Genomic DNA, 14,866 nt, shown 5'->3' with positions numbered 1-14,866 from the left:
TAGTCCCTAAACCCGCCCCTACATTCCCTAAACCCGCCCCTACATTCCCTAAACCCGCCCCTACATTCCCTAAACCCGCCCCTACATTCCCTAAACCCGCCCCTACATTCCCTAAACCCGCCCCTACACATTCAAATTAGGTATTCTACCCTACTTCATCCGAGCAACTCTACATCGTTCGGTCAGTGTATCTAATTGCATGAACCATGGAGTGATTATAGCAGTGAATAACGACAGTTCAACTCTGTAGGTTGGTGAAAATAAACTCAACCCTATTAAGTTGTGTAAATACCTCTCAAACCTCTCAAACCCTTGCATAATACGTAGCTGGCTACTCAGAGGAAGTAAGTATGACTCCCTCTACTGTTAACTTTTATTGTGCCTATCGACTTATAATTTCTGTCCCTTGCAAGTGCCAGTATTAATCTGTTGATCAACTTCCTTAAAAATCAGGATAAAGCTGATAACGTCTGACCATCACTAACTATAGATTGATCCTTCGGCTACAAGGGGAGAATGGGCGACTCCAATTCTGCTCACTTTAACACTGATTCCGCAAATCCTATTGAGTTGTCTGTGTCAATCTGTGTCCCTCACTATTCAATGTTCTGTCTGTGCCATTTCTTTGTTTGTGTAATCTGTGTTTTTGTCAAGAGCCTGCAATGATTTTTATCTCAACTTTAACAAAATACATACCTCCAAGAGAAGGTTGGGCGGGAGACGAAAACCAAGACTTATACAATGTTTTACCAAGAGTCAAGGGGTTTAGCTAGCTCGAAATTATTTTTGCCCACAAAATACCCACCATAGATAATATACCTGAAAACCGCACATCGTTCTCACAATAGCTGAATCACCTGATAATTCGTAGATTATTCCGGAAACAGAGTAAAAAACGAGCAATTATGATGTTGTGTTAAGACATCAAACAGATTTAAATATTCAAACTTTTTTTTGGAAAAGAATAGTTTGAATTATCAGAACTTGACAAGTGTAGCCCAAACAACCATAAAGAAAGCTAAAACAATGTCTGTAGCCAAGCTTACAACAGCCACAAATTGGTATGTCGTGAATAGCCATCGTTATCTGATGAGTGCGATCGCCCAGGTACGACAGGCGCTGATAAGTCGGATAGACCAGCGTCAGGGGAAGGAGACAGAGATGATGGCGATCGCGCCTCCAGAGGAGGAGGAAGATGCACCACCGTCAGCGTTGACACAACTCTGTCAAATCTTCGGGTTATCGGGGTTTGAGCGGGATGTGTTGCTCCTCTGTGCCGGGATGGAATTGGATGAGGAGTGGGGGGCGTTATGTGCTGAGGCACAGGGGGAGGCGCAGCAGACGTATCCCACATTTGGTTTAGCCTGGGCGCTTTCAGGGGAGCCGAATTTAGCCGCCTTACGTCCTGATGCGCCCTTGCGCGGGTGGCGGTTGATTGAGGTGGGAGAGGGGATGAGTCGGCTGAAGTGTCCCTTGCGGATCGATGAGCGGATTTTCCATTATCTGTTGGGGGATGATTATATTGATTCGCGATTGCGGGGAATCGTGCAGCCGTTATCGGTGGAGGCAGAGGATTATGCTGTATTACCGCCCTCTCATCAGCAGATAGTGGCGCAAATTGCGGCAACCTGGGTCGAGTCATCTCGGACAACGTTGCCCGTGATTGGGTTATCGGGAGTGGATGGATTGAGTAAAAGCGCGATCGCGGCGGCGGTTTGTCGTCAGTTGAATGTGAACCTGCATCGCTTCTCGGTAGCGGCGCTAACGTCTCAGGGTGGGAGTCTCAGTTTAGTCAAGCAGTTGTGTGAACGGGAATGGTTCTTGAGTCATGCCGTGCTATTGGTGGATGGGGATGAGATGGAGGAGGGGATAACGGCTGGGTTATCGGAATTCATCGATACGATTAATCTGCCCCTGATGGTGAGTAGTCGGGAACCAGGGCGACAACGAATGCGATCGCGCATTACCTGGGAAGTGCAGCCCCCCACCGCCGAGGAACAGAAGGCAATTTGGCAAGCCGCTTTAGGGGAGAAAGCCGTGCATCTGGAGGCGGAGATTGAAGCCTTGGTGTCTCAGTTTCAACTGAGTGTCCGGGATATTTATACCGTATGTATCCAGGCGCAAAGGAGTTTGGAGGAAGAGATTGCCAACAAAGCAGCCGCCCTTGTCTCTCCTGAACCTGAACCTGAACCCGTCGAGGAAACCAAACCCAAGCGCAAACCCCGCGTCACTCGCAAAACCAATACCGAAACCCCACCCCCGAAACCTGTCACCTTAGAGGTGGCAAAAAGTCCCCTCTGGGATATTTGTCGCATCCAAGCCCGTCCCCAGTTAGAGGACTTGGCAGTACGGATTGAGACAACCGCCGAATGGGAGGATTTAATTTTACCGGAGAGAGAGAAGGGGATGCTGCGAGAGATGGTAGTACAGGTACAGCAACGGGGAAGGGTGTATGAAACCTGGGGATTTGCCCAGAAGAATCAGCGAGGATTGGGAATAAATGCCCTGTTTTCTGGGATGTCGGGAACCGGGAAAACCCTGGCGGCGGAGGTATTGGGGAATACCTTACGCTTGGATGTCTATCGCATTGATTTGAGTGCGGTGGTGAGTAAATATATTGGCGAGACGGAGAAGAATCTGCGGCGCATCTTTGATGGGGCGGAAGGAAGTGGGGCGATTTTGCTGTTTGATGAGGCGGATGCGCTGTTTGGTAAACGATCAGAGGTGAAGGATTCCCATGACCGTCATGCCAATATTGAGGTAAGTTATTTGTTGCAACGGATGGAGACGTATCGGGGGTTGGCGATTTTGACGACGAATATTCAGACGGGGTTGGATCAGGCGTTTATTCGCCGGATTCGGTTTATTATTAAGTTTCCCTATCCGGCTGCTAAAGAACGAGAGGAAATCTGGCGGCGGGTGTTTCCCCAACAGACACCGACAGAGGGGTTGGATTTTAAGAAGTTGGGACAGTTGAATATGGCAGGGGGAAATATTAAGACGATTGCGATGAATGCGGCGTTTTTAGCAGCGGGTGCTGGGGAAGCGGTGCAGATGAAGCATATTAAGCAGGCGGCGATTCAGGAATGTCTGAAGGTGGAACGTCCGATGGGTCAAGGGGAATTGCAAGGCTGGTAACACTGATTTCGCTGATTTTTTTGAGGGTTGGGGGTGGGTGGCTTATGTTAGTAGCACTGATTACACAGAGGGGTTTGTTCTGGAGTGGCACAGGTTGGTAAGGATGATTTGATGGCTGGTAACACTGATTTCGCTGATTTTTTTGGGATGGTAGCGGTGGTAACACTGATTTCGCTGATTTTTTTGGGATGGTAGGGGTGGGTGGCTTATGTTAGTAGCACTGATTACACAGAGGGGTGAGTGGTGGGTGGCTTATGTTACACGGATGATTTGATGGTTGGGAGGACTATAAGCGTGTTCTGTGTAATCTGTGTACCTGACTATTTGAGTCTTCTGTCTGTGCCATCCTTGCTGTGTAATCTGTGTTGTGGGGGCTGTTTGGGCGTCTGTGTAATCTGTGTTATTTAATCGTGAGGCTGCTGGTAAAATCTAAGAAAATCGGTGTAATCAGTGTTTGAGGAAGGAGGTTGGGGATGGGTTATTTGTATGAGGAGAAAACCTATCAAATTATTGGTGCGGCACAGGAGGTGCATCGGGAGTTAGGGGCGGGGTTTTTGGAGGTGGTGTATCAGGATTCGTTGGAGATTGAGTTTCAACGGCAGCAGATTCCTAATCATCGGGAATGTCCCTTACCGATTTTTTATAAGGGGGTGCGGTTAAATCGAACCTACAATGCGGATTTTTTATGCTTTGACCAGATCATCGTGGAGACCAAGGCGGTAAGGATGTTAGTTAAGGAATTTGAAGCCCAAACCCTGAATTACCTCAAAGCCACGAAACTGCGCCTGGGTTTACTGATTAACTTTGGTGAACCGAGTCTCAAAGTTAAACGCATTATCAATTAGCCACTCCATGGCAGTCGTGGCGGAAGAATATATCTAGACAAGGAAAAAAAGCTTTATTACAAACCCCCCCGAAAACCCGGAAACTGTGATAAAACAGCAGAAACAAACCCGAACCCAACCCATCCCAGAAATCAGTATGACTAACCTTTGCCACCCACCCCTAACCCCTCTGTGAAATCCACCCAGGAATCATCCTTACCAACCTTAGCCACCCACCTCTAACCCCTCTGTGAAATCAGTGCTACCACCCTTAGCCACCCACCCCTACCCTCAAAAAAAATCAGTGTAATCAGTGTTTTGAAATCAGTGCTACCACCCAGGAATCATCCTTACCAACCTTAGCCATCCACCCCTAACTCCTCTGTGAAATCAGTGCTACCACCCTTAGCCACCCACCCCTACCCTCAAAAAAAATCAGTGTAATCAGTGTTTTGAAATCAGTGCTACCACCCAGGCATCATCCTTACCAACCTTAGCCACCCACCCCTAACCCCTCTGTGGAATCAGTGCTACCACCCTTTACCACTCACCCCTACCATCAAAAAAAATCAGTGTCATCAGTGTTATGTCCACTCATCAATCCATCCCCAAACCCGCAAACGCCAAGAAAAAATCGGATATCCTACCCATTCCGGCGCAATCCAAACCCCATCCGGTTATCGCCCAACCAAGAACTTGCCGATAGATGTTACGAGTTGCTCAAGCAAGATCCTCGATATCCCTCACTACATTTGAAGAAAGTCAGTCGGTTTTGGTCGGTTAGAATAGGTTTACACTTAGCAAGCGATTGCAGTCGAACAGGATAATGATCTAGTTTGGTTCTGGATCGGAACCCACGCTGAATATGACAAATTATTAAGTTCAAAATAGCGATCGCGTAACACTGATTTCGCTGATTTATAGAGACGGTAGCGGTGGGAAGTGAGAGGTTAGTCACACTGATTTCACAGAAGCGTTAGTTCTCAATTGCCAGAAGATGTAAGAATTGTCGGGAAATTATTAAGTCCTCTGTGTCCATCTGTCTGCTTCACGATTGAGTCTTCTTTTTAGTGTCATTCAATCGGTGTAATCTGTGTTTTGGAAGTGATAAGTACAGAGTCTATAGGTTGGCATATTTTTCCATGATGATATAGTACCTAAAATCGTAGCCAAAGTCAAGCCTGTATCGTAGAAATGAGTAAAAATCGAAGAGCGATCGCCTGTGGGTCGAATTGAGGATAAACCGAGCGTGCGATCGCGTTTGAGTTGGATTGATGGGAGAGTGTGCGATCGCCTGTTCAAGTGACATGATAAGCCGTAATAGCAACTGCGCCATCTGGACTATAAATTGCTTCTATTCGCCTGAAACTTGTATGAACCCACCAAACTTTAATCCGATTTCCTTTAGCTGGAGCCGTACCCATCTTACTATATCCGGCAGCAATTAAAAGCGCTTCAAATTCAGGAGTTGGCAGAATTTTAACCGTGATTTTGGCAATGCCATCCAGATCATGCTGATCAAGGGTCATAGCTACCTTGATAGGTACTATAGATCCGATACCCAGGTAGAACCAGTGCCATACCCCACCAACTATGAATAATTCCAGGATAGGTTTCTTCCGGTTCACTCCCACCTAACCTAATTTTCAGATCACCTAGCCAAAGATAAAATCCTGGAACGAGACTATCTAAGCTGTAAGCGATCGCTTGCAATTGAGAATCGGATTGTTGCCTAGGTTGAACTGACTTTTTTTCATCCGAGTGAGACGTTGACATAAACAGAATTTGAAGTGACGAGTACAGAGTCTATAGGCTGGCACATTTTCCCATGATGAAATAGTACCTAAAAAATTAGCCAAAGTCAATACCTTTATCGTATAAAAGAGTAAAAAAAGAAGTGCGATCGTAACACTGATTTCACTGATTTATGGAAACGGTAGCGGTGGGGAGTGAGAGGTTAGCCCCACTGATTTCACAGAGGCGTTAGTCCTCAATAGCCAGAAGATGTAAGAATTGTCGGGAAATTATCAACTCCTCTGTGTCAATCTGTGTCCTTCACGATTGAGTCTTCTTTAGAGTGTCATTCAATCGGTGTAATCTGTGTTTTTGAAGTGATGAGTACAGAGTCTATAGGTTGGCACATTTTTCCATGATGAAATAGTACCTAAAAACTTAGCCAAAGTCAACCCTCTAACAATCGAGAATTTAACCGATGGGTAAACGTCAAGTCGGAGATGTTGGCTGTATATTAGGGTATAGAGGCAGTTGATTAGCCAAACCCACCAACCGATGATGTTTCACTAAAAGAAAACCCTAATGAACTGGAAAATTGAACAAGCCCAGCAAAAATTACCAGAACTAATTAGTGCCGCCGTTGTCGAACCACAACTGATTTACAACCAAGACAAACTCGTCGCCGCCGTTGTCGAAGCTCAAACATTTAAGGAATTCCTCGCTTGGCAGCAACAACATCGCCAACCTTCCCTAGCCGATGCCTTTGCCCAATTGCGCCAGCTTTGTGCTGCCGAAAACTATACCCTGGAAGTGCCGCCTCGCACTGATCGGCTCAATCCCTTTTTCGATAATTGCCGTGACATTTCTTTGTGATACTAATATTATCAGTGAACTCGCCCGCCCCCGACCGAATCCAGGGGTGTTAGCATGGAGTACTCAAATTTCATCAATTTCCTTAAGTGTGATTACCCTAGAAGAAATCGCTTACGGGTTAACCTCAAATCCCAATTCCAGAATCCAAAGCTGGTTTGACCAATTCTTGAGAACCCATTGCCAAATCCTACCGATTACGGCTGAAATCGCCCAACATTGTGGTGAATTGCGGGGTCAATTAAGAACACAAGGGAAACCTCGTACTAAGCGAGGATATGCTAATCGCTGCTACCGCCGATCTCCATCAACTTACCCTAGTCACACGAAACATCCGTGATTTTGAGGATTGCGGAATTTCACTACTCAATCCTTTTACTTAAGCGATCGCCAATCTTGTAGTAGCGTAGCACACCATTAAGTCTTCTTTTTAGTGTCACTCAATCTGTGTAATTTGGGATTTAGAAGTGATAAGTATAGAGTCTATAGGCTCGCACATTTGACCATGATGAGATAGTACATAAAAAATTAGCCAAAGTCAAGCCTCTATCGTATAAATGGGTAGGTAAAAAAATAAGTGCGATCGCGTTAGGGTTGGGTTAACGAGAAAGAGTGAAATCACCCAAGGTACGAAAAAATTTAAGCCCAAATCGCTTAAACTACTACAGTAGTAACCAATTTTGCTGACACAGACTTGCCTCAAGAAGAACTTCGTCAACAAATCACCAAAATTGCAAATCGCTTCATGATATTTCAATGCCAACAGTGCGCTGAGGCAATCAAGCAATTTCTCACCGAACTAAGAATTCCTGCCAAACAGATTAAATTATATACAGGGAGTGCAGAAGATCCTTACGGGAATATCTATCATGAAATCCTCCAACAGACTATTGCCACCAATGGTCAACATCAAGGAATTGCCGTGAAAATAGGGGAAGAAAAACTTATCTTTGATAATATTCATCACCAGGGCATTTCCCGAAAAGCTTGGCTGAATAACCTCTACTGTCCCATCAAAGACTTTGGCGGCAATTTCCAAATTACAGAGACTGACTTTTAAATCATAAGGGGAATTGAGGTAAAATAAAGATGACAATCGAAATCAAGAGGTTGAAAATGAGCGACTTATATGACCTAATCCATAAAATTCAAAAACGACCTTCAATGTACCTAGGAAAGCCCCATATCAGCAACCTGCGCTCTTGTTTATCAGGTTATAACCTAGCCCGCCGTCAATTAGGAATTACCCCAACACAACAGGAGCAAGAATTTGTAGAATTCCCCAATTGGATTAAGAAAAAATTTAATATTAGCACCGGACAATCTTGGGATAATATAATCCTCTTTTATTCGGAAGATGAAAGAACTGCACTCAATAAATTTTTTGAGTTATTTCAAGAATTTACCCAAGAATCCGAGAAAAATGGCAAACATGAATCCACCGAAGAGCAAGTGGAATCGCCAATCTTGTAGTCCCGTAGCACCCCGAAGCCAATAGGAAAGTTAAACTTAATTCACACTTATGTAATCAAATTAATCACATGACCAGAGCGTGATCGATTACTATGCCAGGAACAAATTAGACCCAAAGGACCGGGGTCAATGAGAGTTAGGGGTGAGCTTCGCATCCAATTCTGCCCCTGACGGCGTAATTCAAATAGCTGTACCGCCCCTAAATACTGTACCCCAGGAACGCTTTGCAATAAGGTAACAATATCCGATGAATAAACTGGGCGACCAAATGACCAACCGTTCCCCTCTGAACCCCCAGTTAAAGGATTGAGAAAACGATAGAGTGCGGTTTGTAGTTTCAATAATATTTCTTGTTGGGCACGGGGATTATTATAAGCTGTATCCAGAGCAACTTCCGTTTGTACCGCAACCCCAACGTAATCAGGTTGGCTACAGAGGATTTCTACACCGAGTAATCGTCGTTCATCGAGATAACTTAGCACTCGTTCGGTGAGTTGCGGGGTTAGGGTTAAAAAGTCTGGGTCAATTCCTTCACCGCGCTCAATTCCATCGGTATTGGCGTTGGGTACAAGCAGCAGACGTACTCGTCCGGCGTCTTCTTTGAGAATTGGCGATAAGCATAACACGCGAGCAATAGAGCCGCCTCCGGCTTCCATAGCTAGGTATTCAAAGTCTTCGCGAGTGACGGCGCGATCGCGGGTTCTTAGGAGTCGCGGAACCCGGATCACGGCTTGTTCTAAAGATTCCGCATCAGCGCCATTCCGGGCGGGAGAATAGTTAATCACGTTCGCCACATAAGGAACGGCGGATTTGAGGACTTGAATCGCGCCCCGTTGCACGTTACCCTGTTGACCACCCCCAATGCGATAGGCAGCCATTTGGATCACCGCACCTCTAGGGGGAACCGCGCCATATTGACGTTCCATCGACTGCATCGCCGCGCCCTCCCGTCGTTCTACCCCGCTATTTCTACCACTGACTAAACTGAGCATTTGCGACGGGACTCTCTGGGAACGGGAACGCCACCACGTCTGTTCTTGCAGTTGAGAGGGTTCTCGTAATAGGGGACCAAATTGAATCATGCCAGTAATCGCATCAATGGTATAGTGCAGGTCTTCTGGACCTGAATCGGCAAAATCATTGACTTCTTGCCATATTTGTGGCAAGCCTCCAGGCGGAATCACCAGAATATGTTCCTCTTCCCGACGGGGTAAAATTCCCCGTCCTTGCAGTTGAAAGGTTTGACCGGGATTTCCATCACTTTCACCCAGGATTTCATTGCGAATCGTGGTACATTGGGTGACTTCCACTGTACCGCCAATCGACCGGACATCTAAACCAACGATGCGCGGGGAACGCATATAACCGGGTTGATTGAACTGAGGTTGGTTGTAAATACAGCGCAGCCAGCGTCCCTGATAGGTGACAAATTGGGTAACGGGTAAACGTAGGGGTAAATGGAGGACAACATCCGCCCCTTGTAAGGGATTGCCCCCTTGACGGATCAGTTCACTAAAACTGAATCCTTTGGTGCTATCATCGGCTTCTTGCAGCAAGATGGGTTGCCAAGACATACCATTCCAGGCTTGCCAAAGGCGGGGGGGATCTTCAGGATTAATCCCGGTGGAGGTAGCGGCTTCACCTTTAATGCGGAGGGCGATAACATTGCCTTCGATGGGTTGATCCCCTTCAAAGACGAGATAAAAGCAATTTCCCACTTGGGGTTGTTCATTAAATATAGATAATTCTAAGCCTTGCCATTCGCCACCGGGTTGCTGAGTCCAGGTTCCCACGAAGCGATCGCGCAGCACTTGGGGTTCCTCTTCAGCAATGTCTGAGGTGAGAAAATGGCGGATACTGGGTTTAGCAATCACCAGGGGGCGATCGGTGCTAAAAATAATCGCATCGTCGGCTTGGGTGCGTACTGTCGCCACTTCGGTTCCTGTGGGAATCGTGTAGGCTTCGGGGAGAGACGAACTCAAATAAAATGTTTGTTGGGTTTGAGCTGGGGTTGGCGCTTGCAGGCGAATCCCCAGTAATTCCAGAAAGGTAACATAGTTACGCCGGGGGACTTGATTGAACCGCAGCAACATTTGGTCAGTTAGCCAAGCGAACAGTTCAATCAGCGTGATTCCTGGATCACTGGGGTTGTAATTCGTCCACTCTGGACAATAGCGGGGGATACGGAGGATACACTCTTCTACTAAATCCTGAAACGCGCGATCGTCTAGATCAGATTTTGGTAAATTCGGTAAAAAATCAAATTCCATAGTTTGTCATTCGTCAAAACACTGATTTCACGGATTTATTGGAGAGATTGGGGTAGGGATATGAGAGGTTAGTTACACAGATTACACTGAGAAATTGGTTTTCTATCATTCCTTTTGTAGAGACGTTCCGGTGGAACGTCTTCCGGTGGAACTACTCCCCAGAGGGCTGGAGATAGAACGGATAAACCAGACTCCGAGTATCATGGGAATCTTTGGGATGATATTCAATAATAATATTGACCCGACCGCGAAGGGGGTCAGGTTCTGTATAAACGCCATCAAGTACAATTCGAGGTTCCCACATTTTCAGGGCTTCCTCAACATACACCCGAATCAGCAAAAGCGTTTGGGTATTCATTGGCGCAAAGGCGAGTTCAGACAGGCGCGACCCAAAATTTGGTCGGTAAACCCGTTCACCTACCTTAGTACCCAAGATTAGCGCAATGGATTCTTCGATATTCTGGATGTCGGCGCTCAGTTGTAGGCTTCCTTGCAAGTTTCCCCGTAAGGGAAACGATAGTCCTCTACCCAGATAATCTCGTGGCTGATTATTTGTAATGTCTGCCATTTCTAAAAATTTAGTGCATTAGGATAAGTGCGACTTTCCTATAACGTTATTTGCTATAACCTCAGTTAATGGTCACAAAATATCAAGAGTCAATTTCTATTGTACGGGCAGCTTTAGTTATTTAGAACAGCTTAAATTGTTCGGCATTTAAACATTTAATGTCTAATATCAAGAATGTTAAAATTCTTGTAGGGTGAGCATCTTGCTCACTACCTAGACACAATTTAAAGGCATGGCAGCTTAGGAAAACTCAATAAGTAGGATTTGAATAGAATACACCCTTTTCCGTGAACCTCAGTCTATCTATACCCCTACTTATGAGCCTTACTTCTGTAGAACTCCTTTTGCTGTTCTATCCCTCTTTCTTTTTCTGTTCTTCCTCCGCTTTCTTTTTCGCTTTTGCTGCAGCTTGACTGGCTTGAGCCTCCATCTGAGCTGCCATAGCACTGGTGTCTACAGAAACACTGGCGGCTGGTCCGCTACCGATTAGAACAGTAGGACAACCCATTAAAATTTTATTGGGCGGACCTAAAGCTTCTAAAACAGTGTTGCCCATAAAACAAGCTGGAAGTCCATTAATCAAAACCGACGTACTACCGTCAATAACCACGCCGGGTCCATGGGGAGGTATAGGCAAGGGTGTTGTGCAGGTATGGGTATCGACTGTAGCGCCAATACCGCCAGCCGCCGCACCTGCAGCTGCTCCACTAGCTGCCATACTTGAGATCAGACTGCCCATCACGCCAGCCATTGTCGCTTTAGTCGCCTCTTCTGCTGCCTTTGCCGCCGGCGCAGCTGGCGTACCAGCCGCTGATACTGTCGCTGCCACAGCCGTTTTGATAATAGCATCAGATGCTTTTTTAGCAGATTGCAAAACGGCTGCTGAGGCGGCGGGTATACCCCGCCAAGCTGGTTTTCCGCCAATTAATACATTAAAACTACCAGGTCCGGGTGTTAATGTGGGTGGAAGATGAGCTACGTTGTCGCCAACTCTTGCTGCGGGTTTTCCCATATTCTTTCTCCTTAATTTACTCTAATTCAGTTTGATTAGTGAACCTTTAACATTAACAATACCTGAGGCGCTAATATCGATTTGTCCAGCATCAATGGTAAGTTTTGTTCCCGCTTTGATATTAATTTCACCCGTTGTTTGCTTCATCGTAATAGTTCCGCCACCGCTTTTAAGTTGAATTTGTTTCCCACCATCATCCATCACCATGGAAAGGTTACCCGTAGATTTTATTTCTATCTTTTTATTTGTATCATCCAGTAGTACCGTATGACCACCAGCGGTTTTAATCTCTAAACACTTATCTGTATCATTCATCTGTATGATATGACCAAGTACGGTTTTAAATATCGCACCCGCTTTAACCGCGCCTTTGGCTTCTTCAACAAACTGCATTTTATGACCTGTCCGGGTTTGAATTGTTCGCACACGCACCTTGCCCTCATGAACTGTGTCATTTACACTCTCAGGTGGCTTATCCTTGCCATTCCAGATTCCCCCTAATACATAAGGTCGATGGATGTCCCCATGTTCAAAACCAACTAAAACTTCGTCATTTATCTCTGGGAGGCAATCATTTCCTCGATTTGGTCCAATTCCATAGCCAATAATTCTTGCCCAGTTGCTTTCGTGTTCTTCGGTTAGGGTAGGAAACTTTACCCTAACTCTGCCCCAACCTTTCGGATCTTTATTATTAGTAACTATGCCGATTAGAAGCGTTTGTCCGGGATGGAAGGGGACTTCATGGGACATAATGGGAGGGAGATTGTCTCCCCGTAAGCCACGCACCGTGAACTCGGTAGTATAAACCCGTTCGTAAAATAGATGGCGGGTTTCGGTGACATAGTATTCGCCACTGTACTTACCCAAATCGTTCAGTTTCACCACTCGCCCGGGTCGAATTTTGGGATTTCCTTCAGCTTCCGCGTCAGCATGGACAAATTCTCCTCCTAATTCGTCACACACGGCTTGAGCTATTGCCTTTGCTTCTGGAGCATTGAAGACTGGATGATCCACTACAATCATCTTAGGGGTTGGTGGCTTCCCTTTAAAACTGGTACTGGTTTGAGAACCTTCACCATATTCTGTTTGGGTAAAAACCTGTCCTTTGTTCGCTGTCTCTACAATCGGTTGTTTTTGACTATAATCCCAGCCCCGGACTTCAACTTCACTCACTTGTTCAGCGCTACTGATTCTAACCTGAAAACTATGGACATCTTTTAACCATTTCAGTTCTAAAGACTCATCCACTTTGGGTTTGCGGAAGTTTAATTTTCCATCCTGAACAAAGAATTCAAAACCATTGCGGGCGGCGCGTTTCCTCAAGAATTCGAGATTGGTCTGATTTTCTTGGAACACATAGCCATTCGACCCATTGATATCCCCGTATCCATAAGGTCCCCCGGTTTCATCAATCGTACCTGTGGGTATCCCGACTTCCCCAGCAATTTTATTCACAATATCGGTATCGGTCATGTTCTGGAATGAGCGATTATACCGTCCCCGCCACAGTCGATGGGAAATATCGTAGCCGCGAATAATCATCGGCGCTTCGGAATCACGGGTAAAGTGACATTCCATCGCTGTAATTTCCCCTTCTAGGACATAATCTTTCTGTTCCTCTTCAAACTCTAGGGCTTTGGTGGTACTTGACCCGAAACCTATCTTAATCGTTTTGCCAATTTCAAATAAGTCAGCATGTCGCCACGATTGATCCTCGCTGCGCCCCGGAAAGTAATCATTCTTAATCACTAAGGTAAACATTCCGGGAAGATGGAGGCTTTCTTCCACCGCAATTTCAATAATGTCGTCAAGTAACGCTTTGGACGCTAACTGACCATCAATTTCTAAAATTGGTTCAGCTACATAAGTAACAGCCATGGCGACCTCTAGAATCAAGACTTGGCACTGAGTTGTGCCGCTGACTGGGAATTTACCCAGGGGGAATTGATGTGAGCAGGGGACAATTTAGGCAAAAAGCAGGGGTTTGGTAGATTTTTTTAGTGTATTGCCTGCCTGTTTCGCTTGCCTTAGTTTTACGTTTTGTAAACTAATCTGAATAACCTGTTTAAGATGAATGTAGCATTCATCTGCCAAATTCAACAGGTCACTATTATAAAAGGTCTGATGTCAATTAAACTATGGTCGGATTGATGATGGATAGCATTACCTACAACCGATCCCACCTAATAAGGTGTGCCACTCCACTACTGGCGTGACCGGGTTTAAATAGGACTTTGTTTGGAGTAAGTAGTGCTTTGACGCATAGCTGGAGAGGGTTAAGGTTCCCTTACTACAAGCCTCATCTAATCCACCAAATTAGCTGGGTCATGCCACTACATTAACGCCCACCAGTATGACGCTGGCTAGCACCGGGTTGTGGCGTTCCCATCCCTGGTTGAGACACAGACTCATCAATTTCTTCCAACGTCAGGTTTACCGACACTCGGACTGGTGTCCCATCGGGCAGAAACATGGTCAGGTTATAATCAACTTTTGTAACAAAACAGCGAATATACTCCTGAGATCCCCAGGTAAACACATAAGTGGGAGGACGTTTTTCCTTTCCTTCCCCCGACTCGGCAAAATTGACCGCTTTTTCAAAGGGCTTGAGATGGCGGAGAACACTCTCCCCTGTCTCATAGGTATCAAAAATAATATCGTTAATCGAGAGAGTAACGGGTTCAGGATAAGCAAAGTTAACCTTGGGTAATCCTCGACCCGTTCGCGCTCCGCTACTTTTTGTTAAGTTAATTTGCTGGCTAAACGCTAACTGGTTGGGGTTGAACATGAAATCAATTGTTCCCCCACCATCTGTAGAAATCAGTTGAGCTTTTACAAGTTGTGACATGCTCGATTATCTCTGACTCAGTTTTTCCGGAGATTGTCAATGACGCTGAGTTTTCTCGAAAGACTCTTACTGACTACTCTACCAGAAGGTTGAGAAAAGGGCTTACCCACCTGTAAGGTAAGTCCCTCT

The 14,866-nt window shown here is 45.7% G+C and carries 14 protein-coding genes and 1 pseudogene; 7 read left to right on the top strand and 8 right to left on the bottom strand.

The window, feature by feature from the left end:
• Positions 1-1,026 precede the first annotated feature (1,026 nt).
• The 3 genes and pseudogenes from MC7420_RS28900 to MC7420_RS43955 all read left to right on the top strand — a co-directional run bounded on the left by MC7420_RS28900 (position 1,027) and on the right by MC7420_RS43955 (position 4,853).
• Complete coding sequence (locus tag MC7420_RS28900) at positions 1,027-3,138, top strand: ATP-binding protein (protein WP_044210378.1); 2,112 nt, start codon at positions 1,027-1,029, stop codon at positions 3,136-3,138.
• 473 nt (positions 3,139-3,611) lie between these two features.
• Positions 3,612-3,983, top strand: a complete 372-nt coding sequence (locus MC7420_RS28895; RefSeq protein WP_044210375.1) for a GxxExxY protein — start codon at positions 3,612-3,614, stop codon at positions 3,981-3,983.
• Positions 3,984-4,600: 617 nt separating this feature from the next.
• A pseudogene (locus MC7420_RS43955) lies at positions 4,601-4,853 on the top strand (hypothetical protein).
• A gap of 229 nt (positions 4,854-5,082) precedes the next feature.
• Here the strand turns inward: MC7420_RS43955 and MC7420_RS40630 are convergent.
• The 3 genes from MC7420_RS40630 to MC7420_RS28885 are packed head-to-tail and all read right to left on the bottom strand — an operon-like array spanning position 5,083 to position 5,738.
• On the bottom strand, positions 5,083-5,271 hold the full coding sequence (locus tag MC7420_RS40630) for a hypothetical protein (protein ID WP_006105061.1): 189 nt from the start codon (positions 5,269-5,271) through the stop codon (positions 5,083-5,085).
• A complete protein-coding gene (locus tag MC7420_RS28890) occupies positions 5,261-5,491 on the bottom strand; it encodes a hypothetical protein (protein WP_006105092.1) in 231 nt (76 codons plus the stop codon). The genes MC7420_RS40630 and MC7420_RS28890 overlap by 11 nt, the downstream gene beginning before the upstream one ends.
• On the bottom strand, positions 5,481-5,738 hold the full coding sequence (locus tag MC7420_RS28885) for a hypothetical protein (RefSeq protein WP_006105007.1): 258 nt from the start codon (positions 5,736-5,738) through the stop codon (positions 5,481-5,483). The genes MC7420_RS28890 and MC7420_RS28885 overlap by 11 nt, the downstream gene beginning before the upstream one ends.
• Before the next feature lie 540 nt (positions 5,739-6,278).
• On the opposite strand from MC7420_RS28885, the gene MC7420_RS28880 reads away from it, so the two are divergent.
• From MC7420_RS28880 to MC7420_RS28865, 4 genes are all read left to right on the top strand, one after another.
• Positions 6,279-6,569 carry a hypothetical protein gene (locus MC7420_RS28880; protein WP_006105149.1) on the top strand — a complete coding sequence of 97 codons (291 nt, stop codon included), beginning with the start codon at positions 6,279-6,281 and terminating at the stop codon, positions 6,567-6,569.
• Entirely contained in the window at positions 6,553-6,906 is a 354-nt protein-coding gene (locus MC7420_RS28875) for a PIN domain-containing protein (RefSeq protein ID WP_006105106.1), read from the top strand. The genes MC7420_RS28880 and MC7420_RS28875 overlap by 17 nt, the downstream gene beginning before the upstream one ends.
• 354 nt (positions 6,907-7,260) lie before the next feature.
• A complete protein-coding gene (locus MC7420_RS28870) occupies positions 7,261-7,626 on the top strand; it encodes a papain fold toxin domain-containing protein (protein ID WP_006105163.1) in 366 nt (121 codons plus the stop codon).
• A gap of 104 nt (positions 7,627-7,730) precedes the next feature.
• A complete protein-coding gene (locus MC7420_RS28865; protein WP_198016586.1) occupies positions 7,731-8,039 on the top strand; it encodes a hypothetical protein in 309 nt (102 codons plus the stop codon).
• 47 nt (positions 8,040-8,086) lie between these two features.
• On the opposite strand, the gene MC7420_RS28860 is transcribed toward MC7420_RS28865, so the two are convergent.
• From MC7420_RS28860 to MC7420_RS28840, 5 genes are all read right to left on the bottom strand, one after another.
• Positions 8,087-10,309, bottom strand: coding sequence for a putative baseplate assembly protein (locus MC7420_RS28860; RefSeq protein ID WP_006105099.1), 2,223 nt, complete (start codon positions 10,307-10,309; stop codon positions 8,087-8,089).
• A gap of 151 nt (positions 10,310-10,460) precedes the next feature.
• Entirely contained in the window at positions 10,461-10,877 is a 417-nt protein-coding gene (locus MC7420_RS28855; RefSeq protein ID WP_006105028.1) for a GPW/gp25 family protein, read from the bottom strand.
• Between the two features lie 352 nt (positions 10,878-11,229).
• Entirely contained in the window at positions 11,230-11,889 is a 660-nt protein-coding gene (locus tag MC7420_RS35810; protein WP_006105148.1) for a PAAR domain-containing protein, read from the bottom strand.
• A gap of 21 nt (positions 11,890-11,910) precedes the next feature.
• Positions 11,911-13,767: a VgrG-related protein gene (locus MC7420_RS28845; protein WP_006105108.1), complete on the bottom strand. Its 1,857-nt coding sequence runs from the start codon at positions 13,765-13,767 to the stop codon at positions 11,911-11,913.
• 460 nt (positions 13,768-14,227) lie between these two features.
• Positions 14,228-14,737 (bottom strand): CIS tube protein, encoded by a 510-nt coding sequence (locus tag MC7420_RS28840; protein WP_006105074.1) that lies wholly within the window; start codon positions 14,735-14,737, stop codon positions 14,228-14,230.
• Positions 14,738-14,866 lie beyond the last annotated feature (129 nt).

It is taken from the genome of Coleofasciculus chthonoplastes PCC 7420 (genome assembly GCF_000155555.1).
Taxonomy (GTDB): Bacteria; Cyanobacteriota; Cyanobacteriia; order Cyanobacteriales; family Coleofasciculaceae; genus Coleofasciculus; species Coleofasciculus chthonoplastes_A.
This window is presented reverse-complemented; position numbering and strand designations above follow the sequence as displayed.

What these genes read in the sequence shown, in the direction of transcription:
- MC7420_RS28900 (WP_044210378.1), top strand. Translation starts at nt 1,027, where the DNA reads ATGTCTGTAGCCAAGCTTACAACAGCCACAAATTGGTATGTCGTGAAT.
- MC7420_RS28895 (WP_044210375.1), top strand. Translation starts at nt 3,612, where the DNA reads ATGGGTTATTTGTATGAGGAGAAAACCTATCAAATTATTGGTGCGGCA.
- MC7420_RS40630 (WP_006105061.1), bottom strand. Translation starts at nt 5,271, where the DNA reads ATGTCACTTGAACAGGCGATCGCACACTCTCCCATCAATCCAACTCAA.
- MC7420_RS28890 (WP_006105092.1), bottom strand. Translation starts at nt 5,491, where the DNA reads ATGACCCTTGATCAGCATGATCTGGATGGCATTGCCAAAATCACGGTT.
- MC7420_RS28885 (WP_006105007.1), bottom strand. Translation starts at nt 5,738, where the DNA reads ATGTCAACGTCTCACTCGGATGAAAAAAAGTCAGTTCAACCTAGGCAA.
- MC7420_RS28880 (WP_006105149.1), top strand. Translation starts at nt 6,279, where the DNA reads ATGAACTGGAAAATTGAACAAGCCCAGCAAAAATTACCAGAACTAATT.
- MC7420_RS28865 (WP_198016586.1), top strand. Translation starts at nt 7,731, where the DNA reads ATGTACCTAGGAAAGCCCCATATCAGCAACCTGCGCTCTTGTTTATCA.
- MC7420_RS28860 (WP_006105099.1), bottom strand. Translation starts at nt 10,309, where the DNA reads ATGGAATTTGATTTTTTACCGAATTTACCAAAATCTGATCTAGACGAT.
- MC7420_RS28855 (WP_006105028.1), bottom strand. Translation starts at nt 10,877, where the DNA reads ATGGCAGACATTACAAATAATCAGCCACGAGATTATCTGGGTAGAGGA.
- MC7420_RS35810 (WP_006105148.1), bottom strand. Translation starts at nt 11,889, where the DNA reads ATGGGAAAACCCGCAGCAAGAGTTGGCGACAACGTAGCTCATCTTCCA.
- MC7420_RS28845 (WP_006105108.1), bottom strand. Translation starts at nt 13,767, where the DNA reads ATGGCTGTTACTTATGTAGCTGAACCAATTTTAGAAATTGATGGTCAG.
- MC7420_RS28840 (WP_006105074.1), bottom strand. Translation starts at nt 14,737, where the DNA reads ATGTCACAACTTGTAAAAGCTCAACTGATTTCTACAGATGGTGGGGGA.